25 protein-coding genes are annotated in these 26,035 nt (G+C 71.4%); 17 read left to right on the top strand and 8 right to left on the bottom strand.

All coding sequences use genetic code 11. The annotated features are described in order from the left end of the window. The coding region (locus MFF64_RS31980; protein ID WP_238193355.1) for a methyl-accepting chemotaxis protein at positions 1–506 on the top strand (506 nt) is incomplete at its 5' end. 154 nt (positions 507–660) lie between these two features. Here the strand turns inward: MFF64_RS31980 and MFF64_RS31975 are convergent. After that, entirely contained in the window at positions 661–1,140 is a 480-nt protein-coding gene (locus MFF64_RS31975) for a MarR family winged helix-turn-helix transcriptional regulator (protein WP_238193354.1), read from the bottom strand. Positions 1,141–1,339: 199 nt separating this feature from the next. On the opposite strand from MFF64_RS31975, the gene MFF64_RS31970 reads away from it, so the two are divergent. Further along, on the top strand, positions 1,340–3,829 hold the full coding sequence (locus tag MFF64_RS31970) for a hybrid sensor histidine kinase/response regulator (protein ID WP_238193353.1): 2,490 nt from the start codon (positions 1,340–1,342) through the stop codon (positions 3,827–3,829). On the opposite strand, the gene ftrA is transcribed toward MFF64_RS31970, so the two are convergent. Beyond that, positions 3,826–4,821: a transcriptional regulator FtrA gene (gene ftrA, locus MFF64_RS31965; RefSeq protein ID WP_425324403.1), complete on the bottom strand. Its 996-nt coding sequence runs from the start codon at positions 4,819–4,821 to the stop codon at positions 3,826–3,828. The two genes, MFF64_RS31970 and ftrA, sit on opposite strands and share 4 nt — an antisense overlap. A 103-nt stretch (positions 4,822–4,924) precedes the next feature. Between ftrA and MFF64_RS31960 the strand changes: the two genes are divergently transcribed. After that, entirely contained in the window at positions 4,925–5,320 is a 396-nt protein-coding gene (locus tag MFF64_RS31960; RefSeq protein WP_099906490.1) for a rhodanese-like domain-containing protein, read from the top strand. A 125-nt stretch (positions 5,321–5,445) separates the two neighbouring features. Here MFF64_RS31960 and MFF64_RS31955 read toward each other — a convergent pair whose 3' ends face one another. The 3 genes from MFF64_RS31955 to MFF64_RS31945 all read right to left on the bottom strand — a co-directional run bounded on the left by MFF64_RS31955 (position 5,446) and on the right by MFF64_RS31945 (position 8,275). Further along, positions 5,446–5,703, bottom strand: coding sequence for a hypothetical protein (locus MFF64_RS31955; RefSeq protein ID WP_099906488.1), 258 nt, complete (start codon positions 5,701–5,703; stop codon positions 5,446–5,448). A gap of 92 nt (positions 5,704–5,795) precedes the next feature. Further along, on the bottom strand, positions 5,796–6,881 hold the full coding sequence (locus MFF64_RS31950) for a tartrate dehydrogenase (RefSeq protein WP_099906486.1): 1,086 nt from the start codon (positions 6,879–6,881) through the stop codon (positions 5,796–5,798). A gap of 14 nt (positions 6,882–6,895) precedes the next feature. Continuing rightward, entirely contained in the window at positions 6,896–8,275 is a 1,380-nt protein-coding gene (locus MFF64_RS31945; RefSeq protein ID WP_099906484.1) for an aminotransferase class III-fold pyridoxal phosphate-dependent enzyme, read from the bottom strand. Positions 8,276–8,598: 323 nt separating this feature from the next. Between MFF64_RS31945 and argE the strand changes: the two genes are divergently transcribed. The 12 genes from argE (at position 8,599) to MFF64_RS31885 (ending at position 20,701) form a co-directional block, all read left to right on the top strand. Next, positions 8,599–9,741 (top strand): acetylornithine deacetylase, encoded by a 1,143-nt coding sequence (gene argE, locus MFF64_RS31940; RefSeq protein ID WP_099906482.1) that lies wholly within the window; start codon positions 8,599–8,601, stop codon positions 9,739–9,741. Positions 9,742–9,819: 78 nt separating this feature from the next. Beyond that, positions 9,820–10,107 carry a hypothetical protein gene (locus MFF64_RS31935; protein ID WP_099906480.1) on the top strand — a complete coding sequence of 96 codons (288 nt, stop codon included), beginning with the start codon at positions 9,820–9,822 and terminating at the stop codon, positions 10,105–10,107. A gap of 264 nt (positions 10,108–10,371) precedes the next feature. Further along, positions 10,372–11,808 (top strand): aldehyde dehydrogenase family protein, encoded by a 1,437-nt coding sequence (locus tag MFF64_RS31930; protein ID WP_099904508.1) that lies wholly within the window; start codon positions 10,372–10,374, stop codon positions 11,806–11,808. Between the two features lie 4 nt (positions 11,809–11,812). Beyond that, positions 11,813–12,955, top strand: coding sequence for a CaiB/BaiF CoA transferase family protein (locus MFF64_RS31925; RefSeq protein ID WP_099904510.1), 1,143 nt, complete (start codon positions 11,813–11,815; stop codon positions 12,953–12,955). Positions 12,956–13,048: 93 nt separating this feature from the next. After that, positions 13,049–14,560 carry a fumarate hydratase gene (locus MFF64_RS31920; protein ID WP_099904512.1) on the top strand — a complete coding sequence of 504 codons (1,512 nt, stop codon included), beginning with the start codon at positions 13,049–13,051 and terminating at the stop codon, positions 14,558–14,560. Positions 14,561–14,691: 131 nt separating this feature from the next. Continuing rightward, the gene (locus MFF64_RS31915) at positions 14,692–15,369 is read left to right on the top strand and encodes a DUF1045 domain-containing protein (RefSeq protein WP_238193352.1); all 678 of its coding nucleotides are present in this window, start codon (positions 14,692–14,694) and stop codon (positions 15,367–15,369) included. A 4-nt stretch (positions 15,370–15,373) separates the two neighbouring features. Beyond that, positions 15,374–15,991 carry an LbetaH domain-containing protein gene (locus MFF64_RS31910; RefSeq protein ID WP_099904486.1) on the top strand — a complete coding sequence of 206 codons (618 nt, stop codon included), beginning with the start codon at positions 15,374–15,376 and terminating at the stop codon, positions 15,989–15,991. 75 nt (positions 15,992–16,066) lie between these two features. After that, the gene (phnC, locus tag MFF64_RS31905; RefSeq protein WP_099904484.1) at positions 16,067–16,894 is read left to right on the top strand and encodes a phosphonate ABC transporter ATP-binding protein; all 828 of its coding nucleotides are present in this window, start codon (positions 16,067–16,069) and stop codon (positions 16,892–16,894) included. Positions 16,895–16,923: 29 nt separating this feature from the next. Beyond that, positions 16,924–17,850: a phosphonate ABC transporter substrate-binding protein gene (phnD, locus tag MFF64_RS31900; RefSeq protein WP_099904482.1), complete on the top strand. Its 927-nt coding sequence runs from the start codon at positions 16,924–16,926 to the stop codon at positions 17,848–17,850. Positions 17,851–18,000: 150 nt separating this feature from the next. Continuing rightward, positions 18,001–18,885: a phosphonate ABC transporter, permease protein PhnE gene (phnE, locus tag MFF64_RS31895; RefSeq protein WP_099904480.1), complete on the top strand. Its 885-nt coding sequence runs from the start codon at positions 18,001–18,003 to the stop codon at positions 18,883–18,885. After that, positions 18,882–19,751: a phosphonate ABC transporter, permease protein PhnE gene (gene phnE / locus MFF64_RS31890; protein WP_238193351.1), complete on the top strand. Its 870-nt coding sequence runs from the start codon at positions 18,882–18,884 to the stop codon at positions 19,749–19,751. Before phnE (MFF64_RS31895) ends, phnE (MFF64_RS31890) begins: the two co-directional genes overlap by 4 nt. 203 nt (positions 19,752–19,954) lie before the next feature. Continuing rightward, entirely contained in the window at positions 19,955–20,701 is a 747-nt protein-coding gene (locus MFF64_RS31885; protein ID WP_099903381.1) for a YebC/PmpR family DNA-binding transcriptional regulator, read from the top strand. Between the two features lie 238 nt (positions 20,702–20,939). Here MFF64_RS31885 and MFF64_RS31880 read toward each other — a convergent pair whose 3' ends face one another. Both MFF64_RS31880 and MFF64_RS31875 read right to left on the bottom strand, forming a co-directional pair. After that, positions 20,940–22,280, bottom strand: coding sequence for a sensor histidine kinase (locus tag MFF64_RS31880; RefSeq protein ID WP_238193350.1), 1,341 nt, complete (start codon positions 22,278–22,280; stop codon positions 20,940–20,942). Further along, positions 22,277–22,945 (bottom strand): response regulator, encoded by a 669-nt coding sequence (locus MFF64_RS31875; protein ID WP_099903383.1) that lies wholly within the window; start codon positions 22,943–22,945, stop codon positions 22,277–22,279. Before MFF64_RS31875 ends, MFF64_RS31880 begins: the two co-directional genes overlap by 4 nt. Positions 22,946–23,094: 149 nt before the next feature. On the opposite strand from MFF64_RS31875, the gene MFF64_RS31870 reads away from it, so the two are divergent. After that, entirely contained in the window at positions 23,095–23,784 is a 690-nt protein-coding gene (locus tag MFF64_RS31870) for a DNA-binding protein (protein WP_238193349.1), read from the top strand. A 224-nt stretch (positions 23,785–24,008) separates the two neighbouring features. Here the strand turns inward: MFF64_RS31870 and MFF64_RS31865 are convergent, their stop codons facing one another. Beyond that, the gene (locus MFF64_RS31865) at positions 24,009–24,776 is read right to left on the bottom strand and encodes an SDR family oxidoreductase (RefSeq protein ID WP_099904378.1); all 768 of its coding nucleotides are present in this window, start codon (positions 24,774–24,776) and stop codon (positions 24,009–24,011) included. Positions 24,777–24,956: 180 nt separating this feature from the next. On the opposite strand from MFF64_RS31865, the gene MFF64_RS31860 reads away from it, so the two are divergent. Next, positions 24,957–25,997 carry an L-idonate 5-dehydrogenase gene (locus tag MFF64_RS31860; RefSeq protein WP_099904381.1) on the top strand — a complete coding sequence of 347 codons (1,041 nt, stop codon included), beginning with the start codon at positions 24,957–24,959 and terminating at the stop codon, positions 25,995–25,997. Positions 25,998–26,035: the final 38 nt, after the last annotated feature.

The raw sequence follows: 26,035 nt of genomic DNA, 5'->3' as shown, positions 1-26,035 counted from the left end.
GCGACGTGGTCGGGCTGATCTCGTCGATCGCCGCCCAGACCAACCTGCTGGCGCTGAACGCCACGATCGAGGCGGCACGGGCCGGGGCCGCCGGCCGCGGCTTCGCGGTGGTGGCGGCGGAAGTGAAGGAACTGGCCGGCCAGACGGCACGAGCGACGGAGGAGATCACCAGCCAGATCGCGGCGATCCAGGCCACGACTGGCAAGGCGGCGGGTGCGATCGGGCAGATCTCCGCGCGGATCGAGGAGATCTCGACCGTGGCGACCTCGATCGCGGCGGCAGTGGAGGAGCAGGGCGCGGCGACGCAGGAGATCGTGCGCAACGTCTCCCAGGCCGCCGCCGGCACGGATGAGGTGACCGGCAACATCGCCGGGGTGGCGGGCGCTGCGGAGGAGACGGGGGCGGCGGCGAGCCAGGTTCTGGCCTCGGCCTCGGAGCTGTCGCGCCAATCCGAGCACCTCTCGGCGGAGGTGGCCCGCTTCCTCCACACCGTGCGGGCGGCCTGACGGCAGTTCGCGAAGGCCATCGAGCGCCCGCTCGCGCCGAGCGTTCAGCGGGTCCAAGCAGATGTCGCAAAACTGGTTGCCGGTTTTGCGGCAAAATCTGCGACACACCCAGAATATAAGCGGACGAAGCGTCGGCCTGCCGTCGCCAGTCTGCTCAAGACGCCCGATCCCTCCCGTGCGGAGGGGGATCGAGCATTCCGAACGCCGCCCGGAAATCCGGCAGCGCCAGCTCGTGAAGCAGATCGCGGAGCAGGCCCGCCCGCTCCGGCCCGAAAACGGCCTCGAAGCGGTTCTGGGCCGCCCGCCACAGCGGCGTTGCCTCCGCGAGCTTGGCGGCGCCGGACGGCGTCAGGGCGATGCGCCGCGCCCGGCGGTCCTGCGGGTCCGGCACCACGCTGACATAGCCGTCGCGGGTCAGGGGCTTGAGGGTGTGGGCCAGTCCCGAGAGATCCATCACCATCGCGTCGGCCAGCTCGCCCATGGTCGGGGTGCCGAGGCGGCGGATCATGCCGAGCAGGCCGTACTGCGTCGTGCGCAGGCCGCTCGGCGCCAAGGCGTCATCGTAGAGTTGCCCGACGCTGCGCGTTGCCCGGCGCAGGGCCGCGTTGCTGCAACGGGTTGGTTGGATCGTCACGCACGCCTCCGCGCCCCGCCGTCGCGGGGCCGCACCCAAATATGCGGCCTTCCCCACCCCGCCGCAATGCGCGCCTCCACCTACGCCGATGGTCGCGGGCGGGAGGGTGGAGACGGAGGGCCCGCCTCCGCTATATGGGGTCGAAGGGATGAGGCGGATGCGCTCGAGACCGCGCGGCGCCCGTGCGGGTGGGAGAGGAATGGCGGATCCCGGACACGTCCCGGACCTCGTCGCGGAGAACGAGCGGTTGCGGACCGCCCTGGCGGCGGCGCAGCAGGCGCGGGCCGAGGCTGAGGCGGCGGCCGAGGCGGCCAGACTCGACCTGGAGAGGGCGGCCCTTGCGGCGGTGCGTCGGCCCCTGGCCGAGGGCGGCCTTCTGGTCGATCCACGCCTGCGCGCCGCGCTCGACATCGAGACCGTCGGGGCGATCGTCTTCGACATGGCCGGCCGGGTGCTGGAGGCCAACGACACCTTCCTGGCGATGAGCGGCTACAGCCGCGAGGATCTGGCCCGGGGCCTTCTCACGGCCGCCACCCTGGTGCCGCCGGAATGGCAGGCGGTGTCCCGGCGCGTCATCGCCGAGCTCCAGGCGCGGGGCCGCTCGGACTCGACCGAGCGCGAGTACCTGCGGCGGGACGGCTCGCGGTTCTGGGGCCTGTGTGCGGCGACCCGCCTCGAGGACGGCACCGGCTTCGAGTTCATCATCGACATCACCGGCCGGCGGCAGGCCGAGGAGGCCCTGCGGCGCAGCGAGGCGCGCTACCGCACGCTGTTCGAGGCGATCGATGCCGGTTTCTGCGTCATCGCCCTGCGCTTCGGCGCGGAGGGACGGGCCGAGGATTACCGCTTCCTCGAGGTGAACCCGGCCTTCGCGCGCCAGACCGGCCTCGAGGACGCGGCCGGGCGCTGGATGCGCGATCTCGCCCCTGATCACGAGCAGCACTGGTTCGACCTCTACGGCCGGGTGGCGCTGACCGGCGAGCCGATGCGCTTCGTCCAGCCGGCCCAGGCCCTCGGCGAGCGCTGGTACGAGGTGCACGCCTTCCGGGTCGACCCGCCGGAGGCCCGCCACGTCGCGATCCTGTTCAACGACATCACCGCCCGGCGGCGGCTCGAGGAGGCCTTGCGCGGCCTCAACGAGACCCTCGAGCGCCAGGTCGCGGCCCGCACCGCCGAGCGCGACCGGATCTGGCAGGTGAGCCGCGACATGCTGGGCGTGGCCGATGCCCATGGCGTCTGGCTCAGCGTCAACCCGGCCTGGACGGCGATCCTGGGCTGGCAGCCCGAGGAAGTGGTGGGGCGCACCTCCACTTGGCTCGAGCACCCGGAGGACCAGGACCGGACCCGGACCGAGATCCGGCGCCTCGGCACCGGCGAGCCGACCACGTCGTTCGAGAACCGGTTCCGCACCCGGGGCGGGGCCTACCGCACCCTGTCGTGGCGGGCGGTGCCGTTCGAGGGCAACCTGTACTGCGTCGCCCGCGACGTCACCGAGCAGCGCGAGCGGGCGCAGCGCCTGCTCCAGGCCGAGGAGGCGCTGCGGCAGTCGCAGAAGATGGAGGCGGTGGGCCAGCTGACCGGGGGCGTGGCGCACGACTTCAACAACCTGCTCACCATCATCCGCTCGTCGGTGGATTTCCTGCGCCGGCCGGAGCTGCCGGAGGCGCGCAAGGCGCGCTACCTCGATGCGGTGTCCGACACGGTCGATCGCGCCGCCAAGCTCACCGGCCAGCTCCTCGCCTTCGCCCGCCGCCAGACCCTGGCGCCGGAGGTGTTCGACGTCGTCGCCCGCCTCCAGGGCGTGGCCGACATGCTCGACACCGTCACGGGCGCGCGCATCCGCGTGGTGACGCAGGCCCCCGACCGGCCGTGCTTCGTGCGCGCCGACCTGAGTCAGTTCGAGACCGCGCTGATCAACATGGCAGTCAATGCCCGCGACGCGATGGAGGGCGAGGGCACGCTGACCCTCGGCGTGACGTGCGGGGCGCAGAAGCCCGAGATCCGCGGCCACGCCGCCGCGACCGGGCCCTTCGCGGCGATCTCGCTCACCGACACCGGCACCGGCATGACGCCGGCGGTGATCGACAAGATCTTTGAGCCGTTCTTCACCACCAAGGAGGTCGGCAAGGGCACGGGCTTGGGCTTGAGCCAGGTGTTCGGCTTCGCCAAGCAGTCCGGCGGCGACGTCGACGTGACGAGCCGCTTGGGCGTGGGCTCCACCTTCGTCCTCTACCTGCCCGAGGTGCCGGCCCCCGTCGATCCGGATCGGCCGGCGCCCGCGGACGAGGGCCTGGCGCCGGCCCGGGCCGGGCAGCGGGTGCTCCTCGTCGAGGACAATGTCGGGGTCGGCCGCTTCGCCGCGCAGATCCTCAACGACCTCGGCTACGTCGCCACCTGGGTCACCAACGCCGAGGCCGCCCTCGACGTGCTGGCGCAGGATGCCGGCTACGACGCGGTGTTCTCCGACGTGGTGATGCCCGGCATGGGCGGCATCGAACTCGGCAAGGCCTTGCGCCGGCGCCATCCCGGCCTGCCGGTGATCCTCACCTCCGGCTACAGCCACGTGCTGGCGCAGGAGGGCTCCCACGGCTTTCCGCTGCTGCACAAGCCGTACTCGGCCGAGCAGCTCTCGCGCATGCTGGCGAGCGCGATCGGACAGCGGCAGCGCCGGGCCGCGCCGGCGAGCTAGGGACGGCGCCCGGCGAAGCTCCGCCGGTAGGCCGCCGGACTGGTGCCGAGGCGGCTGCGGAAGTGATGGCGGAGGCCGGCCGGATTGCGAAAGCCGCTCGCTTCGGCGACGTCGGCGAGCGACACGGATCCTGGCCGCTCCAGCATCTCCCGGGCGAGGCGCAGCCGCTCGGCGATGATCCACTCGCCCGGCGGCAGGCCGGTCGCGGCGATGAAGCGGCGCTGGAACGTGCGCAGACTCATGCCGGCGAGGCGGGCCATCGCGGCGAGCGGCCGGTCCTCGTTCAGGCCCGCCCGCATGGCGTCGATCACCGGTCCGAGGCGGGCCGCCTCGCGCTCGCGCAGGACCGGCGCCTCGATGAACTGCGCCTGACCGCCCTCCCGGTGCGGCGGCACGACGAGGCGGCGCGCGACCCTGTTGGCGAGATCCGGCCCGAAATCGCCGCGCACGACGTGGAGGCACAGGTCGATGCCGGCGGCGCTGCCGGCGGCGGTCAGGATCCGGCCCTCGTCGACGTAGAGCACGTCCGGATCGAGCGCGATGGCGGGGTGGCGCGCCGCGATCGTCCCGGCATAGCGCCAGTGGGTCGTGGCCCGGCGACCGTCGAGGAGCCCGGTCGCGGCCAGCACCGCGAGGCCCGAGCACAGCGACATCAGCCGGGCGCCGCGGGCGTGGGCGTTGCGCAGGGACCGGACGAGGTCCGGCGGGACGGGCGCGTCGATCGCCCGCCAGCCCGGCACCACGACGAGGTCGGCCTCCGCCAGCACCTCCAGCCCGCCCTCGACCGCGACCGTGAGGCCGCCCCCGGCCCTGAGCGGCCCGGGCTCCGCCGCGCAGACGGCGTAGCGGTACCAGAGCGGACCCGCCTCCGGCCGCGGCAGCCCGAACACCTCGTAGGCGACGCCGAACTCGAAAGTGCACAAGCCGTCATAGGCCAGCACCGCGACGCGGGGGCCGGACGGGGTGCTCGGGAAGGCGGAGCGGTTTGGCACGATCTCGACGCAGAACGGCAGGCGGCCCAGTCCCGGGCTAGCGGGGGAGGGCGCAGGATAAGGCGGTCGAGAGGAAAGCGAAGCCGTCATGTCGAACCCCACGATGTCGAATCCCGTCACCGCCGTCCCGCCCGCGTCCGCCGCCAAAGTCGCGGCGCATTACGCGCGCCGCCTCGGCCGAGAGACCGACTGCGCCGACGTGCACGCCGCCTTTGCCGGCGGCGAGCCCGGCTTCGCGCTCCTCGACGTGCGCGGGCCGGCCCTCTACGCGAAGGGCCATCTCCCCGGTGCCCTCAACCTGCCGCGGGGCAAGATGACGCCGAGGCGCATGGCCGAGTGGCCCATTGGCACCCTGTTCGTCGTCTACTGCGCCGGTCCCCACTGCAACGGCGCCGACAAGGCCGCCCTGCACCTCGCCGAACTCGGGCTGCCGGTGAAGGTGATGATCGGTGGAGTGACCGGGTGGGTGGATGAGGGGTTTGAGTTGGCGGAAGGGTAAGGGTCGGTACCAGAATTCAAGCAACGAGGCGTGCGCGTCGCCTCTCCCCGCCCGCGGGGAGAGGGAAACTCCCGTGCCTCAGCCGATTGCCTTTGCGGGCTCCATTCGGCGGAAACCTGATGGTTTTAGGCTCTACCCGCGGCATTCAGGCGCTCCGCGTGAAAGAGCCACAAATCCTCGAACACCCGACCGGCGGGAATGGCGGGGCTCGCATCCTCCAGAGCCTTCCGTACCGCCCGGTGGAGCATCGCGTCGAGCGCCGATTCCCCCAGATCCAGCGCATGCTGCTCGGTCCAGCCGAGCGCTTCGTCGGCAACCGAGCCCACGGGAATCTCGACCCGCTCTCGCATCCCGCCCTGGCCGACCGGCTTCCTGGTTCTCATCGCGGCGCCCTCGTTCGGCACGACAATGCCATGTCGCGTCTCGCGTCATCGCGGGCGGGCCGGGCGCCTCCGCATCCGGCCCATCACGCTCCTCACCCCGCCGCGAAGGCCCGCAGCACAGCCTCCGCCGCCTCGCGGGTGGTCGCCGTGCCCTTGAGGTCGCGGGTGCGAGAGGCGGGGTCGCGGAGCGCCGTCTCGATCGCCGCCACGATGGCGTGGGCCGCCTCGACCTCGCCGAGATGCTCCAGCATCATCGCGGCGGTCCAGATCTGGCCGACCGGGTTGGCGATGCCCTGGCCCGCGATGTCCGGCGCCGAGCCGTGGACGGGCTCGAACAGCGACGGGAAGCGCCCCTCCGGGTTGATGTTGGCGGAGGGCGCGATGCCGATCGTGCCGGTGCAGGCGGGGCCGAGATCCGACAGGATGTCGCCGAACAGGTTCGAGCCCACCACCACGTCGAACCGGTCGGGGTTCAGCACGAAATGGGCGGTCAGGATGTCGATGTGGTACTTGTCGCGCCGTACCTCCGGGTAGCGCTCGCCCATCGCCTCGACCCGCTGGTCCCAGTACGGCATCGTGATGGCGATGCCGTTCGACTTGGTGGCCGAGGTCAGGTGCTTCTTCGGCCGCGACTGCGCGAGATCGAAGGCGAATTTCAGGATCCGGTCGACGCCGTGGCGGCTCATCACCGTCTCCTGGATCACGATCTCCCGCTCGGTGCCCGGATACATCGTGCCGCCGACCGAGGAATACTCGCCCTCGGTGTTCTCGCGCACGACGTAGAAGTCGATGTCGCCGGGCTCGCGGCCGGCGAGCGGGCAGGGCACGCCCGGCATCAGCCGCACCGGGCGCAGATTGACGTACTGGTCGAACTCGCGCCGGAACTGCAGCAGCGAGCCCCAGAGCGAGACGTGGTCCGGCACCGTGGCCGGCCAGCCGACGGCGCCGAAGAAGATCGCGTCGGTGGGTGTCAGCAACTCCTTCCAGTTCGCTGGCAGCATCGTGCCGTGCTCGGCGTAGTAGTCGCAGGAGCCGAAGGCGTGGTGCTGCAGGTCGAGGCGGAAGCCGAATGTCTCCGCCGCGGCTTCCAGGATGCGGACGCCCTCCGGCACCACTTCCTTGCCGATGCCGTCGCCGGGGATGACCGCGATGCGGTAGTGTCGGGTCTTCTCGGTCATGTCCGAAAACTTTCTCACGCCAGCGCGGCGCGCACGTCGGCGACGTCGAGGACGTCGTTCAGCGTCCGCTCGAACCGGGCGAGCAGGGTGTCGATGTCCTCGTCGGTGCAGCAGAGCGGCGGCGCGAAGCCGACGATGTCGTCCGCGAAGGCGCGGAAGATCACGCCGTTCTTGTAGCCGAAGCGGGCGAGGTGGCCGGAGATGCCGAGATCGGCTGACGGCTTCGTGCGCGCCGCCTTGTTCGTGACGAGCTCGATTCCGGCGAGCAGGCCCCGCACCCGCACGTCGCCGACGAGGGGATGGTCGGCCAGGCGCCTGAGGCCCGCGGTGAACCGCCCGCCCGCCCGGCGGCCGTTCTCCAGGAGGCCGCCCTCGGTGTAGAGGCGCAGGACCTCGAGGCCGACCGCGGCGCTGACCGGGTGGGCCGAGTAGGTGAAGCCGTGGCCGATCGGCTTATCCGCAGGGGCATTGTCCGCGATGGCGCGGTAGATCCGGTCGGAGAGCAGCACCGCGCCCATCGGGCTGTAGCCCGCGGTGAGGCCCTTGGCGGTGGTCATCAGGTCCGGGACCACGCCGTCATGCTCGACGCCGAAGAGCGGGCCGGTGCGGCCGAAGCCCGTGATGACCTCGTCGGCGACGAACAGGATGTCGAGGTCGCGAGCAGTCTCGCGCATCGCCTTCAGCCAGCCGTCCGGCGGCACGATCACGCCGCCCGAGCCCTGGATCGGCTCGGCGAAGAACGCCGCGACGGTGTCGGCCCCGAGTTCCTCGACCTTGGCCCTCAGCGCCGCCACCGAGGCGGCGATCACCGCCGCGTCGTCGTCGCCGGCCGGGTTGCGGTAGGGATAGGGCGAGGGGATGTGGTGCTGGAGCGGGGTCGGCGCGTCGAAGCCGTCGTGGAAGGCCGGAATCGCCGTCAGCCCAGCGCCGATGGTCGAGGAGCCGTGATAGCCCCGCTCCAGGGCGATCATGTGCTTCTTCGCTGGCCGGCCGGTGACGTTGTAGTAGTAGCGGATGAACCGCACCGCCGAATCGACCGCGTCCGAGCCGCCGAGGGTGAAGTAGACGTGGTTGAGGTCGCCGGGCGCCAATTCGGCGAGGCGGGCGGCGAGCCGGATCGCCGGCTCGCTCGAGAAGTGGAAGTAGCCGGTGGCGTAGGGCAGCCGCCGCATCTGCTCGGCTGCCGCTTCGACGATCGAGTCGTGGCCGTACCCGACATTCACGCACCACAGGCCCGAGAACCCGTCGAGCAGGGTGTGGCCTTCGGCGTCGGTCAGGTACGCGCCCTCCGCCGATTGCAGCACCGTGGCGCCGCGCGCCTCGTGACCCTTCCACGAGATCACCGGGTGGATGAGATGGTCGCGGTCGAGCTCGATCAGGGAATTGGCGCGCATGGGTCAAAGGCTCCGGGCGGCGGGGCCCCGACCATGCGCGGGGGTTGGCGGGATTTTCCGCCGATCTGGCCCCGCGGCGCCGCGCGGGGTGCGGGTTTGGAGGGGCGGGGCGGCAGAATCGATGGCGGGCATGCGCGACCGTGCGGTCGGCGTTCGACCGGACTTGTCGGATGGCAACTCGCCCGGGACCTTGGTTCCGTCGCGCGGTGTTTTCCTGCCGTGCCGGGCGTCTCCCGCCGCAGGTTCTGCCGCGACGAGCGGCTTTCCGCCGGGGCGTGGCGGTTCGTCCGGGCTATGTTCCGCGAAAGCCAGCGAGAGCCCTGATGACCGACGCCGCCGCCCTCCTCGCCGATCTCGTCGCGATCCCCTCCGTCTGCCGCATGCCGAACGGCGCCATCGTGGACCTGGTGCGCGACCATCTCGCCCGTCACGGCGTCGAGGCCGCAATGCTGCCGGGGCCCGAGGGCGACCGCGCCAACCTGTTCGCCACGATCGGCCCGCGCGACGTACCCGGAATCGTCCTGTCGGGTCATCTCGACGTGGTGCCGGCCGGCGAGGGCTGGAGCGGCGATCCGTTCACCCTGCGACAGATCGGGGACCGCCTGGTCGGGCGCGGCGCCGTCGACATGAAGGGCTTCGTCGCCTGCCTGCTCGCCCTGGTGCCCGAGATGGTGCGGGCGCCGCTCAGCCGGCCGATCCACCTCGCCCTGTCCTACGACGAGGAGGTCGGCTGCGTCGGCGTCCGCCACATGATCGCCCGGTTGCCCGAACTCTGCTCAGCCCCCGTGGCCTGCCTCGTCGGCGAGCCCTCGGAGATGCGGCCGGTCCTGCGCCACAAGGGCAAGGTGGCGGGCCGCCTCACGGTGCGCGGCCGGGCCGGCCACTCCTCGCGGCCGGACCTCGCCGACAACGCCGTGCATCTCGCCGCCGACATCGTCGGGCTGGTGCGGAGCCTGCACGAGGGCTACGCCCGTCAGGGGCCGTTCCACTCGCAGTTCGAGCCGGCCGCCTCGACGCTGCAGGTCGGAATCATCGCCGGTGGCACCGGGGTCAACGTCGTGCCGGATGCCTGCCGGGTCGAATGGGAGGCCCGCGCGGTGCCGGGCACCGACCCGATGACGATCCACGACGCGCTCCAGGCCGGCGTCAGCGACCTCGTGGCGCCGCTCCGGGCCGCCGGGCGCGCGGTCGCGGTCGAGAGCGAGGTGCTGTCGCTCTACCCGGCCCTCGACCTGCCCGACGATGCCCCCCTGCGCGACCTCGCCGAGGCCTGGTCCGGCCGGCCGGCCCTGGGGGCGGTGAGCTACGGCACCGAGGCCGGGCTGTTCCAGGCCGCCGGCATCCCGTCGATCATCTGCGGCCCCGGCCACATCGCCGAGGCGCACCGGCCCGACGAGTCGATCGGGCGCGCCGATCTGGAGGAATGCTGCGCGATGCTGCGCCGCGTCATCGCGCATCAAAGTTGAAGACAGACGAACCGGATCACATCGCGCGCGTTGTCGGGTCCAGGATCTAGCGAACTCGGGATCCGACAGGAGAGCAGCATGCGTTCGATTCTCGCAGGACTCGCCGCCGGCCTTCTCGTCGCCGGCGCGGCGTCGGCCCAGACCGCGGCACCGTCCACCGCGCCCGGCACCATGGGCACGGCACCGGCCACCACCGGCACCGTCGCGCCGATGCAGAACAACACCGGCGGCACTGCCGGCGGCGTGGTGGCGCCCGGCTCGACCGGCGCCTCGACCATCACCGGCAACTCGGCCGCCGGCGGCAACGCCGGCCAGCCGGAGCGGGCGGTGCCGCAGGGCAGCGCCAATAGCGGCTCCAGCCGGTAACACGGACGGCGGTCGAGGCGGGAACGGCGCGCGCCGCGCACCGTTCCCGACCCGGCGGCTCACCGCGGCCTCGGACGTGCGAAGGCGGCGCTCCCCGGCATGCTCTGATCGGCCCAGCCGATGGCGACGGCCGGCGCCATATCGCGATTCTATCGCGTGCACCCGTCGATCATATTGGATTACGACCTCCCGGCGCGGTAACACCGCGCCCAAGAGCTGACCCGCCGCCGTCAGGGGCGGCCGGCCGCAATGGGAGGTTGAAGCATGAACGCCCACCAGCATTTCATCGGCGGCGCCTGGACCGGCAGCGAGGCAACCCTGCCGGTCATCAACCCGTCGCACGGCCAGGAGATGGCCCGCATCGCCCGTGGCGGCGCGGCCGAGATCGATGCCGCCGTCAAGGCCGGCCACGCCGCCATGGACGGCGAGTGGGGTCGCCTCGACGCCGCATCCCGTGGCCGGCTGATGCTGAAGCTCGCCGAGCTGATCCGCCGCGACGCCGAGATCCTGGCGCAGATGGAGAGCGAGGATGTCGGCAAGCCGCTGACGCTCGCCCGCAACGACGCCCAGGTCTGCGCCCGCTACTTCGAGTATTATGGCGGCGCCGCCGACAAGGTGCACGGCGACACGATCCCGTTCCAGAACGGCTTCACGGTGATGACCGTCTACGAGCCGCACGGCGTCGTCGGCGTGATCGTGCCGTGGAACTACCCGCTGCAGATGACCGGCCGCTCGGTCGCCCCGGCCCTCGCCATGGGCAACGCCGTGGTGCTCAAGCCCGCCGAGGACACCTCGCTCTCGGCGCTGCATCTGGCCAAGCTCGCCGCCGAGGCCGGCTTCCCGGCCGGCAGCCTCAACGTGGTGACGGGCCTCGGCGAGGAGGCGGGCGCCGCGCTCGCCTCGCACAAGGGCATCCACCACATCAGCTTCACCGGCTCGCGCGAGGTCGGCGTGCTGATCCAGGCGGCGGCGGCCAAGAACACGATTCCGGTGACGCTGGAGCTCGGCGGCAAGTCGCCCCAGGTCGTCTTCGCCGATGCCGATCTGTCGGAGGCCGGCACCGTCATCGTCAAGGCGATCACCCAGAATGCCGGCCAGACCTGCTCGGCGGGCTCGCGGGTGGTGATCGAGGACGCGATCTACGACAGCTTCACCGCCGATCTCGCCCGGCGCTTCAAGGACCTGCGCGTCGGCTCGGGCGAGCAGGACCTCGACCTCGGTCCCGTCGTCAACGCCAAGCAGTGCGAGCGGGTGCAGAGCTACATCGACCTCGCCCGCCGCGACGGCCTGACCATCCTGGCCGAGGGCGAGCTCGGCACCAACGTCCCGGGCGACGGCTACTACGTCCGCCCGACCCTGATCGGCGACGTGCCGCCGGACCATCGCCTGGCCCAGGAGGAGATCTTCGGGCCCGTCCTGGTGGCGATCCGGGTGCGCGACGAGGCCGAGGCGCTGAAGGTGGCGAACGGCACCGAGTACGGGCTGGCCGCCGGCATCTGGACCTCGGACCTCGGCAAGGCCCTGCGCCTGTCGAAGGGCATCAAGTCGGGTCAGGTCTTCGTCAACAATTACGGCGCCGGCGGCGGCGTCGAGCTGCCCTTCGGCGGCGTGAAGGGCTCGGGCCACGGCCGCGAGAAGGGCTTCGAGGCGCTCTACGGCTTCGGCGCCATGAAGATGATCGCGATCAAGCACGGGGTCTGAGACCATGGCGGCGGGGAGTGGGGTCAGGCCGCTCAGCGGCCTGACCGTGGTGGCGCTCGAGCAGGCGGTGGCGGCACCCTACTGCTCCTCGCGCCTGGCCGACGCGGGCGCCCGCGTCATCAAGATCGAGCGGCCGGAGGGCGATTTCGCCCGCGGCTACGATGCCTCGGTGAACGGTCTGGCGAGCTACTTCGTCTGGCTCAACCGCGGCAAGGAGAGCCTGGTCGCCGACATCAAGGACCCAGGCGATGCGAAACTCCTGCACGCCGTCCTCGCGAAGGCCGACGTGTTCATCCAGAACCTCGCGCCGGGGGCCGCCGCCCGCGCCGGGTTCGGCTCGGAGGAACTGCGGGCGCGCTACAAGCGGCTCATCACCGTGGACGTCACCGGCTACGGCTCCGGCCATTCCTACTCGGACATGAAAGCCTACGATCTCCTGGTCCAGGCCGAGAGCGGCCTCGCCGAGATCACCGGCCACCCGGCGGGTCCAGGCCGGGTCGGGGTGTCGGTCTGCGACATCGCCTGCGGCATGGCGGCCCATGCGGCGGTGCTGGAGGCCCTGATCGCCCGGGGCATCACCGGCGAGGGCGCGCGGCTCGAAGTCAGCCTGTTCGACGGCATGGCCGACTGGATGAACGTGCCGCTTCTCTACTTCGAGGGCACCGGCCGGGCGCCGCAGCGGGTCGGCCTCGCCCATCCGTCGATCTGCCCCTACGGCGCCTTCCCGACCCGGGACGGCGCCCTGGTGCTGATCTCGATCCAGAACGAGCGCGAATGGGCCCGGTTCTGCGCCGGGTTCCTGCGCCAGCCCGACCTGCCCTCGCGCGCCGGTTTCGAGAGCAACAACGCCCGGGTGGCGAACCGGCCCGAGGTCGATGCCGTGGTGGCGCGGGTCTTCGCGGGGTTGAGCCGCGACGAGGCGGCGGATCGGCTGCGCACGGCCGGCACGGCCTACGGCTTCGTCAACGGGCTGGCCGACCTCGTCTCGCATCCGGCCCTGCGGCGAGTGACCGTCGAGACCCATGCCGGCCCGGCCTCGATCGTCGCGCCGCCGGCCCTGCGCAACGGCCAGGCCCCCGTGCTCGGCCGGGTGCCGGGCATCGGCGAGCACGGCGAGGCGATCCGGCGGGAGTTTGCGGCAGCGTAAGCCTTCCCTGACATCTGCAGGATGAGCACACTCCCCTCTCCCACACGGGAGAGGGGATCCCGCGATTCGATAAAAAGCCCGGGGAGGACCACCATGGCCACCATTCGCGAAGAAGACTTGGTCGCCTCCATCGCCGACGCCCTGCAGTTCATCTCGTACTACCACCCGGCGGACTACATCCAGAACCTCGCCGACGCCTGGCGGCGCGAGGAGAGCCCGGCGGCGCGGGACGCGATGGCGCAGATCCTGGTCAATTCCCGCATGGCCGCCTTCGGCCGGCGGCCGATCTGCCAGGATACCGGCACGGCGCAGATCTTCATGAAGGTCGGGCTCGGCGCCCGCATCGTGTCGAACCGCTCGCTGCAGGAGATCGTCGACGAGGGCGTGCGCCGGGCCTGGCGCGAGGAGCGCAACCCGCTGCGCGCCTCCGTAGTCTCCGAGCCGCTGTTCGGGCGCCGCAACACCGGCGACAACGCGCCGGCCATGCTCCATGTCGAGATGGTGGCGGGTGACACGATCGAGGTCCACGTCGCCGCCAAGGGCGGCGGCTCGGAGAACAAGGCGAAGTTCGCCGCCCTCAACCCGAGCGATTCGGTGGCCGACTGGGTGGTGCGCACCGTCGAGACGCTCGGCGCCGGATGGTGCCCGCCCGGCATGCTCGGCATCGGCGTCGGCGGCTCGCCCGAGAAGGCGATGACGCTGGCCAAGCTCTCGCTCCTCGATCCCATCGACCTGCCGCAGATCCGCGCCCGCGGTCCGTCCTCGAAGGAGGAGGAGCTGCGCCTGGAGATCTTCGAGCGGGTCAACGCCCTCGGCATCGGCGCGCAGGGGCTCGGCGGGCTCACCACCGTGCTCGACGTGAAGCTGAAGACCTTCCCGGTCCACGCCGCCTCGCTCCCGGTCGGCCTGATCCCGCAATGCGCCGCCGACCGGCACGCCCACTTCACCCTCGACGGCAGCGGCCCGGCCGTCTTCACCCCGCCCTCCCTCGATCTCTGGCCGCAGGACATCAGCGTCGCCACCGCGGCCGGGCGGCGGGTCGATCTCGACCGGCTGACCCGCGAGGAGGTGGCGACCTGGCGGGCCGGCGAGACCCTGCTGCTCTCCGGCCGCCTGCTCACCGGCCGCGACGCGGCGCATCTGCGTCTGACCCGGATGCTGGAGGCCGGCGAGCCCCTGCCGGTCGATCTGCGCGACCGGGCGATCTACTATGTCGGCCCGGTCGACGCGGTGGGCGACGAGGCGGTCGGCCCCGCCGGCCCCACCACCGCGACCCGGATGGACAAGTTCCTGGAGCCGATCCTGTCGCGGACCGGGCTCCTCGTCATGGTCGGCAAGGCCGAGCGCGGTCCCGCTGCCGTCGAGACCATCGCGCGCCACGGCGCGGCTTACCTGATCGCGGTCGGCGGGGCGGCCTACCTCGTCTCGAAGGCGATCAGGTCGGCGCGGGTCCTGGCCTTCGCCGATCTCGGCATGGAGGCGATCCACGAATTCGTCGTCGAGGACATGCCGGTGACGGTGGCGGTCGACGCCGCCGGCACCTCGGTCCACCGCGACGGGCCGGCGCGGTGGCGGCGGCCGGTGCGGGAGATGGCGCCGGCGTAGGAACCAGTCGAGCACGGGTTTCTCCCTCCCCCGCAGAGGGGGGGTCATGCTCGGCCGTCGTCGCGTCTTCCTCCCACCGTCACTGTTCAGTCACGCCCCCGTGCTGAATCACGCGGAACAAGGAGAACCGCGTGACCGGCACCCCCCGCTACGCCCTCTACTTCACGCCGAAGCCCGGCTCGAATCTCGCCCGCTTCGGCAACGCCGTGCTCGGCTACGACAACCACACCGGCGCCGAGATCCCCCGCCTCGGCGGGATGGCCGACCTCGCGGGCGTGACCGATTCCCCCCGCCGCTACGGCTTCCACGCCACCCTGAAGGCGCCGATGCGCCTGCACTCCGGTGCGACCGAAGCCGGACTTCTGGAGGCGGCGGCCACCCTTGCGGCGGACCACCCGCCGGTACCGGTCGGCCCCTTGCGCGTCGCGACCCTTGGCGCCTTCACGGCCCTGATTCCCGAGTCGGCCCCCCCGGAGCTCGGCCTGTTCGCGGCCGAATGCGTCGCCGCCTTCGAGCCGTTCCGCGCGCCACTGACGGAGGCCGAGACCGCGCGTCGAAAGCCGGAGCGCCTGAGCCCTCGCGGCCGTGCGCTCCTCGCACGATGGGGCTACCCGCACGTCTTCGAGGAGTTCCGCTTCCACATGACCCTGACCGACGCCCTGCCGGAGACCGCGCGCGCGCCCTGGCGCGAGCGCCTCGCTGCGGCCTACGGCGCGGGCGCGCCCCTCACCCTCGACGCCCTGTCGGTCCTGCGTCAGGACGGCGCCGCGCAGTTCCAGGTGGTGCAGCGCATCCCGTTCGGAGGTTGATCGCATGGCCGGACAGCTCGGGCTCGAACCCGTCATCGACCCGACCGCCAGCGTCAGGGAGTGCCGGCTCGGCCGCTACACCGAGATCGGCCCGCGCACGCAGCTCGCCGAGACGGTGCTCGACGATTACTCCTACATCGGCAACGACGGCGAGGTGATCTATACCACCATCGGCAAGTTCTGCTCGATCGCCGCGATGGTGCGGATCAACCCGGGCAATCACCCGATGGAGCGGGCCTCGCAGAGTCACTTCACCTATCGCGCCGCCTCGTACTGGCCGGAGGAGGCGAACGAGCCCGCATTCTTCGACCGCCGCCGCGCGAGCCCGGTCGCCATCGGCCACGATGTCTGGATCGGCCACGCGGCCGTGGTGCTGCCGGGGCGCAGCATCGGCACCGGTGCGGTCGTCGGGGCGGGCGCCATCGTCACCCGGGACGTCGCGCCCTACACCATCGTGGTCGGCAATCCGGCCCGGCCGGTGCGCCGCCGCTTCGACGAGGCGACCGCCGCGCGCTTGCTCGCCCTCGCCTGGTGGGACTGGGACCACGACCGGTTGCGCGACGCGCTCCCGGACTTTCGCCAGCTTCCGATCGGCGCCTTCCTTGACAAGTATGCCGGCTAAGCACTGACGGACTGTCATCCGGTTGTCGTTGAACCGGCGTTTACGTTCGCCCGAACAGCGAAATTGGGCGAACGGATGCTGGTTGTCGAGAACCTTACGCGCCAATACGGTGCGCGCCGTGCCGTGGACGGCGTCAGCCTCTCCATCGAGCGCGGCAGCTTCGTCGGCGTGATCGGGCGCTCGGGCGCCGGCAAGTCGACCCTGCTGCGAATGCTCAACCGCCTCGCCGACCCGACGAGCGGGCGCATCCTCTACGACGGCACCGACGTGACGGCCCTGCGCGGCCGGCCCCTGCGGGCTTGGCGCGCCCGCTGCGCGATGATCTTCCAGCAGTTCAACCTCGTCGGCCGGCTCGACGTGATGACGAACGTGCTGATGGGCCGGCTCAATCCGATGCCGGTGCACCGCTCGCTCCTCAAGCTGTGGAGCGAGGAGGACAAGGCGCTGGCCCTCGCGGCGCTCGAGAATTTCGACATGGGAGCGTTCGCCGCCAGCCGGGCCGACCAGCTCTCGGGCGGCCAGCAGCAGCGGGTCGCCATCGCCCGCGCCCTGGTGCAGGAGCCGGAGATCATCCTGGCCGACGAGCCGGTGGCCTCCCTCGATCCGCGCAACACCCGCCTGGTGATGGATGCGCTCGCCGACGCCAACAAGCGCTACGGCATCACCGTTTTGTGCAACCTGCACTCCCTCGACCTCGCCCGCGCCTATTGCGACCGGCTGGTCGGCCTCTCGGCCGGCCGGGTGGTGTTCGACGGAAGCGGCTTCGATCTCACCGAGGACGTCGCCCGCACCCTCTACGGGCTCGAGGCCGGCGAGGTGATGGACCGGGGCGAACCCGAGCCCACGCCCGAATTCGTCCCGGCACCGAGGCCGGTCCGCCACGCCGAGGCGCTGAGCGCTTAGACTTTCACATTCCAGGAAGGACCTGACCGATGTTGAACCGTCGCACCCTCGTGGGCGCCGTCGCCCTCGCGCTCGCCGCCGGCCCCGCTCTCGCCCAGGACTGGAAGGCGAAGTACCCCGAGCTGACCCTCGGGGTGATCCCGGCCGAGAACGCCTCCGGCACCGTCGACCGCTACACCCCGCTGACCGCCTACCTCTCGAAGGAGATCGGCGTGCCGGTGAAGCTGCGGGTCGCTAACGACTACGCCGCGGTGATCGAGGGCCAGCGCGCCGGCAACATCCAGCTCGCCTTCTACGGCCCGGCCTCCTTCGCCCGCGCGGTGATGACCGGCGTGAAGACCGAGCCGATGGTCAACCAGAAGCACGAGACCGGCGCGTCGGGCTACTACTCGGTGATCTACGTCCGGGCCGACAGCCCGTACCGGACGATCGAGGACCTGAAGGGCAAGAGCATCGCCTTCGTCGACCCGAACTCGACGTCCGGCAACCAGGCGCCGCGCTTCTTCCTGCAGAAGGCCGGCCACGACGCCGAGAAGCTGTTCGGCAAGACCTTCTTCGCCGGCAGCCACGAGAACGCCGTGCTGGCGCTGGTGCAGGGCACCGCCGACGCCGCCGCCAACCTCTACAACTCCGACACCGACACCACCGTCACCCGCATGACCGCCAAGGGCATGCTGAAGAAGCCGGACGGCTCGCCGATGAAGCAGTCGGACTTCCGCGTGATCTTCAAGTCCGAGTTCCTGCCCGAGGGTCCGTTCACGGTGCTCTCGAGCCTGCCCGACGACCTGAAGCAGCGGATCCGCCAGGCCTTCCTCGACCTGCCGACCAAGGACAAGGCCACCTTCGACAAGCTGTCGGACGGCAAGGACCTCGGCCTCAACCCGGTGACGCTGAAGGACTACCAGCCGATCATCGAGATGCTCCGCCACAACGACGAGCAGCGCAAGCGGTCGTAGAATCACATCTTGTAAGTAGGGCGCTTCCCCTCCCCCTTGTGGGGAGGGGCCAGGGGTGGGGGTTGGTGCCGCGGATGACGCAGCGGTGCCTCCTGCGCCACCCCCACCCCCATGCCCCTCCCCACAAGGGGAAGGGGAGGAGCCAGGACCGTGACCGTCCAGATCGACAGACTGCCGCCCGAGCGCGAGACGACGCTGCTCGCCGCTTACACCGGCGCCGTCGCGGCCACCCGCCGCCGCACGCTGGCGGTCTTCGTCGCGATCGTGGCGCTCTACCTCGTCGCCGGGGTGATGGCCGAGGTGCGGCCGCTCACCTTCCTCGACAACATCCAGAACTTCACTGCCTACATCGCCCAGATCCTGCCGCCGCTGACGCTCGCCACCCTGCCGGCGGACGTCGCAGCCTGGTACTGGGGCCTGCCGAAGTGGATCTCGCTCCTCGGTGAGACCTTGCTGATGGCCTATCTCGGCACGCTGTTCGGCGGCCTCGCGGCCTTCGGACTGTGCTTCCTCGCCTCGGCCAACCTGGTGCGCTCCGCCACCTTACGCTTCTGCGCCCGGCGCTTCCTGGAGGTGTGCCGCACGGTGCCGGAGGTCGTGTTCGCCCTCATCTTCGTGATCGCCTTCGGGCTCGGGCCGATGGTGGGGGTTCTGGCGCTCGCCATTCACACCGCGGGCGCGCTCGGCAAGCTCTTCTCGGAAGTCGTCGAGAACATCGACATGAAGCCGGTCGAGGGACTGACCGGAACGGGCGCGGGCTTCGTCGAGACCGTGCGCTTCGCGGTGGTGCCGCAGGTGCTGTCGAACTTCGCCTCCTACGCGCTGCTGCGCTTCGAGATCAACGTGCGCGGCGCCGGGGTGATGGGCTTCGTCGGCGCCGGCGGCATCGGCCAGGAATTTTTGGTCGCGATCCGCAATTTCTACTACTCGGACGTGAGCGCGATCCTGCTCCTCGTCATCCTCACCGTGGTGACGATCGACCTCGCCACCGAGCGCCTGCGCCACCACCTCCTCGGCCGGGAGGCCCACGCGTGAGACGCCGCCCACCCTCGCCCCTGCGTCAGGCCGCCCTCGCCGACCTCGACGGCTTGCGCACGCGCCACCCGCAGGTCTTCCGGCCCTCGTGGTCCCGCCGCGCCGCGGTGATCGGCACCCTCGCCGTCGTCATCGGCCTCGCCGCCTTCGCGATGGTCCGGCTCGACTTCTCCCTGCTGCGCATCCTCCACGGGCTCCATCGGCTGGGCGAGTTCGCCGGCATGATGCTGCCGCCCTCCGCCGGTGGGCGCCTCGGCCTGTTCGTGACCGCGCTGGCCGAGACCTTGGCGATCGCCTTCCTCGGCACCCTCACGGCGGCGTGCCTCGCCTTCCCGGTGGCGTTCCTCGCCGCCCGCAACGTGGTGCCGAATCCGTTCGTGCGCTTCGGGGTGCGCCGCGGCTTCGACGTGATCCGCTCCGTCGACGTGCTGATCTGGGCGCTGATCTGGATCAACGTCGTCGGCCTCGGTCCCTTCGCCGGCGCACTCGCCATCGCGTGCTCGGATGTCGGCGCGCTCGGCAAGCTGTTCTCCGAGGCGATCGAGACCGCCGACCGCAAGGCGCAGGACGGCGTGACCGCGTCGGGCGGCAGCCGGCTGCACCGGGTCCGCTTCGGCCTGGTGCCGGCGGTGCTGCCGGTGCTGGCGAGCCAGGTGCTGTACTTCTTCGAATCGAACACCCGCTCGGCCACCATCATCGGCATCGTCGGGGCCGGCGGCATCGGCCAGTACCTCACCGAGCTGATCCGGGTGCTGGAGATGCAGCAGGTCGCCTTCCTGGTGCTGATGATCCTGGTCACCGTGGCGCTGATCGACCTCGTCTCGAGCCGCCTGCGCCGGGCGATCATCGGGGCTGCGGCGCCCTGAGCGCGGCCGCGTAGGGGTCTGATTCCACCGCGTTTTCGCGCCTGCGAAGCGCTGCGAAAACCTCGCGCGGCGCGATTGTCTTCCTCATTGTCTTCCCCCTGGGCGGACGCCTATAAGCCGGCTGTCTCACGCGTCCCTTGCGGCGTCGAGAGCCCCGCCGGGCGCTCTCCGCGCGCAAGGACGATCATCCGCCGGGGAGCACCATGGCCGGGCATTCGCAGTTCAAGAACATCATGCACCGCAAGGGCCGCGTCGACGCGGTCCGCTCGAAGGTCTTCTCCAAGCTCGCCCGCGAGATCACCGTGGCGGCCAAGCTCGGCACGCCGGACCCGTCGATGAACCCGCGCCTGCGCGCCGCCATCCTGGCGGCCCGGGCCGAGAACATGCCCAAGGACAACATCGAGCGCGCCATCAAGAAGGCCGCCGGCGGCGACGCGGAGAACTACGAGGAGATCCGCTACGAGGGCTACGGCCCCGGCGGCGCCGCCCTGATCGTCGAGGCGCAGACCGACAACCGCAACCGCACCGCGTCGGACGTGCGCTCGGCCTTCACCAAGTCCGGCGGCAGCCTCGCCGAGACCGGCGCGGTGTCGTTCATGTTCGACCGCGTCGGCCTCGTCGCCTTCGATGCCAAGGTGGCCGATGCCGACACGATGCTGGAAGCCGCCATCGAGGCCGGCGCCGACGACGTGAAGTCCGACGAGAGCGGCCACGAGATCACCTGCGACCAGGGCGCGCTCGGCGACGTCTCCAAGACCCTCGAGGCCCGCTTCGGCGAGCCCCGCCGCACCGCCCTGGTCTGGCGCGCGCAGAACACCGTCGACGTCGACGACGAGACCGCCGAGAAGCTGATCCGCCTCGTCGAGACCATCGAGGACCAGGACGACGTGCAGAACGTGTTCGTCAACTTCGCGGTCTCGGACGCCATGATGGCGAAGATGCAGGGATGAAGAGCGGGGTGGTCCTGAAGGGGCCGCCTCGTTCCCGTTTCACAGGGTCATCCCGGGGCCGCGCAGCGGAGCCCGGGATCTGGACACGCACGTTCGAAGAAGAAAGCGGAAGGCGTTTTCGTTTCCTTCGCTGCCTCCTGCGGTTCTGGATCTCGGCCTCCGCTGCGCGGCCTCGGAATGATGCAGAGGGCGTGAAGACTGTCGAGCGAGTCGACAGGTTCCCGGATCGCCTGCCTCGTTAAGCCGGCAGCCTCAGCCGCGCCCGCAAGCCCCCCATCTCCGACCGGTCGAGGTCGAGCCCCCCACCGTAGAGCTCCGCCAGTTCCGTCGTGATGGCGAGGCCGAAGCCGTGGCCCGGCACGGTCTCGTCGAGGCGTCGGCCGCGCTGGGCCACGGCCGCCAGCGCTTCCGGCCCGAGGCCCGGACCGTCATCCTCGATCGCCACGACGACATCGCTTCCCGAGCCTTCGGCCGAGACCCGCACCGCGCCGATGCTCCACGTGCAGGCATTGTCGATCAGGTTGCCCAGCATCTCGTCGAGGTCTTGGCGGTCGCAGGCCACCGCCAGACCGGGTGGGATCGCGCATGCCACCCGCGCGCCCTTCTCGGCGTGGAGCCGCTCCAGGGCCGACGCGAGATCGGCCACCGGCCCGGCGAGTTCCGTGCGGATCCGCGTCGCCCCGGTGAGGGCGGCGCTGCGGGCGCGGCGCAGATGATGGCGTACGCCGCGGTCGAGGCGCGCGACGAGCTGCGACAGGCGGCCGTCCGGATCGCGGCCGGGCTCGGACAGGGCGAGGCTCAGGGTCGCGAGCGGCGTCTTCAGCCCGTGGGCGAGGTTCGCCACGTGGGTGCGCGCCTGGGCGAGCTGGGCCGCGTTCTGGTCGAGGAGGGCGTTGATCTCGGCGGCGAGCGGCCGGACCTCGGCGGGCTGAGGATCGGGGACCCGCTCGCGCTGCCCCGTCCGTACGGCTTCCAGCTCCTGGCGCAGCCGGTCGAGGGGACGAAGCCCGAGGCGTACCTGCAACACGCTGGCGGCCGCGAGGAAGAGGCCCAGCACCACGAAGCTCGCGGCGAGGGCGAGGGCGGCTGCCCGCAGGGGGCCGTAGAGCGCGGCCCGCGGCGCGCTCGCGGCCACGACGGTGCCGTCCGGCAGGGCGAGGATGCGCAGGATCAGCGGTTCACCTCGTGGACCCGTGCCCTCGCCGGGACGTGGTCGGTCGTCGTCGGGCTCGGGGATCGGCGGCAGTGTGAGGCCGCCGCCTGCCAGCGAGCCCGAGCCCAGCAAAGCCGCGCCGCGTCGGACCTGCCAGTACCAGCCGGAGCCCGGCCGGTCGAAGGGCGGCGCGTCGAAGTTGCGGGCGAGGCGTAGGGACGGGCCCGGCTCCAGCACCGAGACCAGGGAGAAGATCTGCGCGTCGAGCCGTGAATCGACCTGGCCGCGCACGAAGTGGGCGAGGATCAGCCCGATGGCGAGGCCCGCCATCACGAGAGCGGTCACGATCATCACCAGGGCGCCGACGAGCAGGCGCCGACGCAGGGAGCCGATCTGGCCCGAGCCCGTCCGACCCGAGCCCGTCACGAGGCGTCGCCGGCGGTGAGCCGGTAGCCGTGGCCGCGCACGGTCTCGATCCGGGCCGGCGCGATCTTGCGGCGCAGCCGCGTGATGATGACCTCGACCGAGTTCGAATCGACCTCCGCATCGCCCTCGTAGACCCGCTCCAGCAGCTCGCCCCGCGGCACCACGCCGTCGCGGCGGAGGATCAGGCAGGACAGGACCCGCCATTCGAGCCCGGTGAGCTTGAGCGGCAGCCCGTCGCGCGCGAAGGCGCCGAGGCCAGGATCGAAGGTGACGGGGCCGCAGGCGACGGTTGTCGCCCCGTGGGCGGCGGCGCGGCGCACCAGGGCGCGCAGGCGGATCACCAGCTCCTCGACCCGGAACGGTTTCACCAGGTAGTCGTCGGCCCCGGCCTTGAAGCCCGTCACCTTGTCGCTCCAGGCATCCCGCGCCGTGAGGATGAGCACCGGCAGGGTCCGGCCGGCCGTGCGCCAGCCCTGCAGCACCGCGATCCCGTCGCGCTTCGGCAGGCCGAGATCGAGCACCGCCGCATCGTAGGTCTCGGTGTCGCCGAGATGCGCGCCGTCCTCGCCGTTGCGGGCGTGGTCGACGGCGCAGTTCTCGGCGCGCAGGACCCGCAGGATCTCGGCCGCGAGGGCCGCGTCGTCCTCGACGAGCAGGAGCTTCATGAAGTGCGGGCCATGTCTTGACAGCGGATTCCGCCGTAGTCCCGGCGGTTTAACCGAACCTGAACGGCCGGGTTCAGGCCCGGTTCCCGGGGCCTGACGTAGAAGCAGCGCCGACCCAAACAGGGCCTCGACACACAAGGACGACAGACATGACCGATCACACCACCATCGAGGGCAAGGCCACCGCGATCGGCGGCACCACGACCGCGGCCCCGAAGGCCGAGGCGTCCGCGCCTTCTCCGCGCCCGCGGCCCCGACGCAACCTCCTCGTCGGCGCCGTCGCGGTGCCGCTGGCGCTCGGCGCCGTCGGGCTCTCGCTGGCTCAGCCGGCGGCGACGCCGCTCACCCCCGTCGCCCCGGTCGCGGTGAGCGCGCTCCAACCGTCGGGCGCCACCGCCGCCAAGGGCGAGGTCGCCGAGATCTTCGGCAACAAGTTCATCCTCCAGGACGGCACCGGCCGGGCGCTCGTCGAGACCGGCCGGGCTGGCGAGGGAGGCACGCTGGTCGCCAAGGGCGAGAGCGTGACGGTGCAGGGCCGGTTCGAGAACGGCTTCCTGCACGCCACCGCGCTCACCCGGGCCGACGGCCGCGTCGAGCCTTTGCGTCCGATGGGCCCGCCCCCCGGCGGCCTCGACTGGGCCAAGGACAAGGTCGGGCTTGGACCGAGCGTCGATGTCCCGGCCCTCACCAAGGCGGTCACGGATGCCGGCTACACCGATGTGCGCGTCGCCGGCCGCGGGCCGCGCCACCTCGACGTGGCGGCGAAGGGGCAGGACGGGAAGGAGCGTATGCTCCATGTCGGCTTCGACGGGCAGATCCGCGAGAAGCGAGTGTTCTAACGATCAAGATAACCGAAGTTCGGCGAGTTCCGATAACCTCTGTGTCATCCCGGGGCTCGCCGAAGGCGAGAGCCCGGGATCCAGAACCGCAGGCTCATCTGAAGAGAGCGGACAGCGTTTCGCCTCGCTCCGCACGACCAGTGGTTCTGGACTCCGGGCGCCGCGATGCGGCCTCGGAATGACCAGGAGGAGGTCGTTGACTTTGCGCGAGAACGAAGACGCCCTCACAGCGTCGCCAGCACACCCCCGTCCACGTAGAGGATCTGCCCGTTGACGAAGTCCGACGCGGCCGAGGCGAGGAAGATCGCCGCGCCCTGCAATTCCTCCACCCGCCCCCAGCGCCCGGCGGGGGTGCGGTTCTTGAGCCAGGCGTCGAATTCCGGGTTCTCGATCAGCGCCTGGTTCAGCGGCGTGGCGAAGTAGCCCGGGCCGATGCCGTTCACCTGCAGGCCGTGGCGGGCCCAGTCGGTGCACATGCCCTTGGTCAGGTTCTTCACCGCGCCCTTCGAGGCGGTGTAGGGGGCGATGGAGTAGCGCGCCGCCTCGCTCTGGAGGCTGGCGATGTTGATGATCTTGCCGCGCTTGCGCGAAATCATGTGCCGGGCCACCGCTTGGCCGACATAGAACACGCTGTCGAGGTTGATCCGCATCAGCTCGTGCCAGGTCTCGACCGGGTAATCCTCGAGCGGCGCGCGGCGCTGGATGCCGGCATTGTTGACCAGGATGTCGAGGGGACCGATCTCCGCCTCGATCCGGTCGACTCCCGCCTTCACGGCGGCGGCGTCCGACACGTCGAAGGCCGCGGCCTCCGCGGCGATTCCCTCTTTGCGCAGCTCGGCCACCGCGCCGTCGAGCTTAGGCCTGTCGCGGCCGTTCAGCACGATCGTCGCCCCGGCGCGGCCGAGGCCGAGCGCCAGCGACAGGCCAATGCCCTGGCTGGAGCCGGTCACCAGGGCCCGTCGGCCCGACAGATCGAACAAGGCGGTCGACAAGACACGCTTCCTCCCCTGGGCGCCCTCGAATCCTGGCGGCCGGCAAGGCCGCTCCCGCGATTGCGCTTGTGCCCTGAGGGAACCATGGTACCGATACCAACGCAAGCGGCATCTCGGCGCCGGAGATTCGCGAGAGAGATTCGCGCGGGCCCGGGAGCCGCACGGGAGGAGACCTTCGCCATGACGCTCGCCGCGCGCATCCACGCCGCCAAGGACCTGCGGGTCGAGGCGATCTCCCTCCGCGAGCCGGAGGCGGACGAGGTCGTGGTGGCGCTCGGCGCCGGCGGCATCTGCGGCTCGGACCTGTCCTATTACGGCAAGGGCCGGGTCGGCGACTTCTCGCTTCGCGAGCCGATGGTGCTCGGCCACGAGGTCGCCGGCACGGTGGCCCGGGTCGGGGCGGCCGTCACGAGCGTGAAGCCCGGCGACCGGGTCGCGGTGGATCCGAGCCGGCCCTGCCTGTCTTGCGACTATTGCCGCGCCGGCCGCTCGAACCTGTGCCGCAACATGCGCTTCTTCGGCTCGGCGGCGATCTTCCCGCACGTCCAGGGCGGCTTCAGCGAACTCTTCCTCGCCCGGGCCGACCAATGCGTGGTGGTGCCGGATTCGATGCCGATGCGGGTCGCGGCCTGCGGCGAGCCGCTGGCGGTGGCGCTGCACGGGGTGCGGCGAGCGGGAGAGCTCCTGGGCCGTCACGTCCTCATCGCCGGGGCGGGGCCGATCGGCCTCCTGTGCCTGATGGCCGCGAAGCTCGCCGGCGCCCGCCGGATCGTCTGCACCGACCTCGCCGATGCGCCGCTCGGGCTCGCCCGCGAGATCGGCGCCGCCGAGACCATCAACGTCGGTACCGAGCCGGAGCGGCTGGCCGCTTACGAGGCCGACAAGGGCACCTTCGACGTCGCGCTCGAAGCCACCGGCTCCCCTTCGGCCCTCGCCTCGCTGTTCCGGGTGGTGCGGCCCGGCGGCCGGGTGGTGCAGCTCGGCATGATGCCGCCGGGCGACGTACCGGTGCCGGCCAACCTGCTGATGGCCCGCGAGATCGACTTCGTCGGCGCGTTCCGCTTCCACGAGGAGTACCGCACCGCCATCGCGCTCCTCGCCGCCGGCCGGATCGATGTCGGGCCGATCCTGTCCGCCGAGATGCCGATGGCCCGGGCCGACGAGGCCTTTGCGCTTGCCGCCGACCGCACCCGGGCGATCAAGGTCCACCTCGCCTTCTAGGCGCCCGCGTGGCCGAGACCCGGGCGCCGGCCCGCCGG

Origin of the sequence: Methylobacterium frigidaeris, assembly GCF_022179185.1 — a bacterium.
GTDB lineage: Bacteria > Pseudomonadota > Alphaproteobacteria > Rhizobiales > Beijerinckiaceae > Methylobacterium > Methylobacterium frigidaeris.
This window is presented reverse-complemented; position numbering and strand designations above follow the sequence as displayed.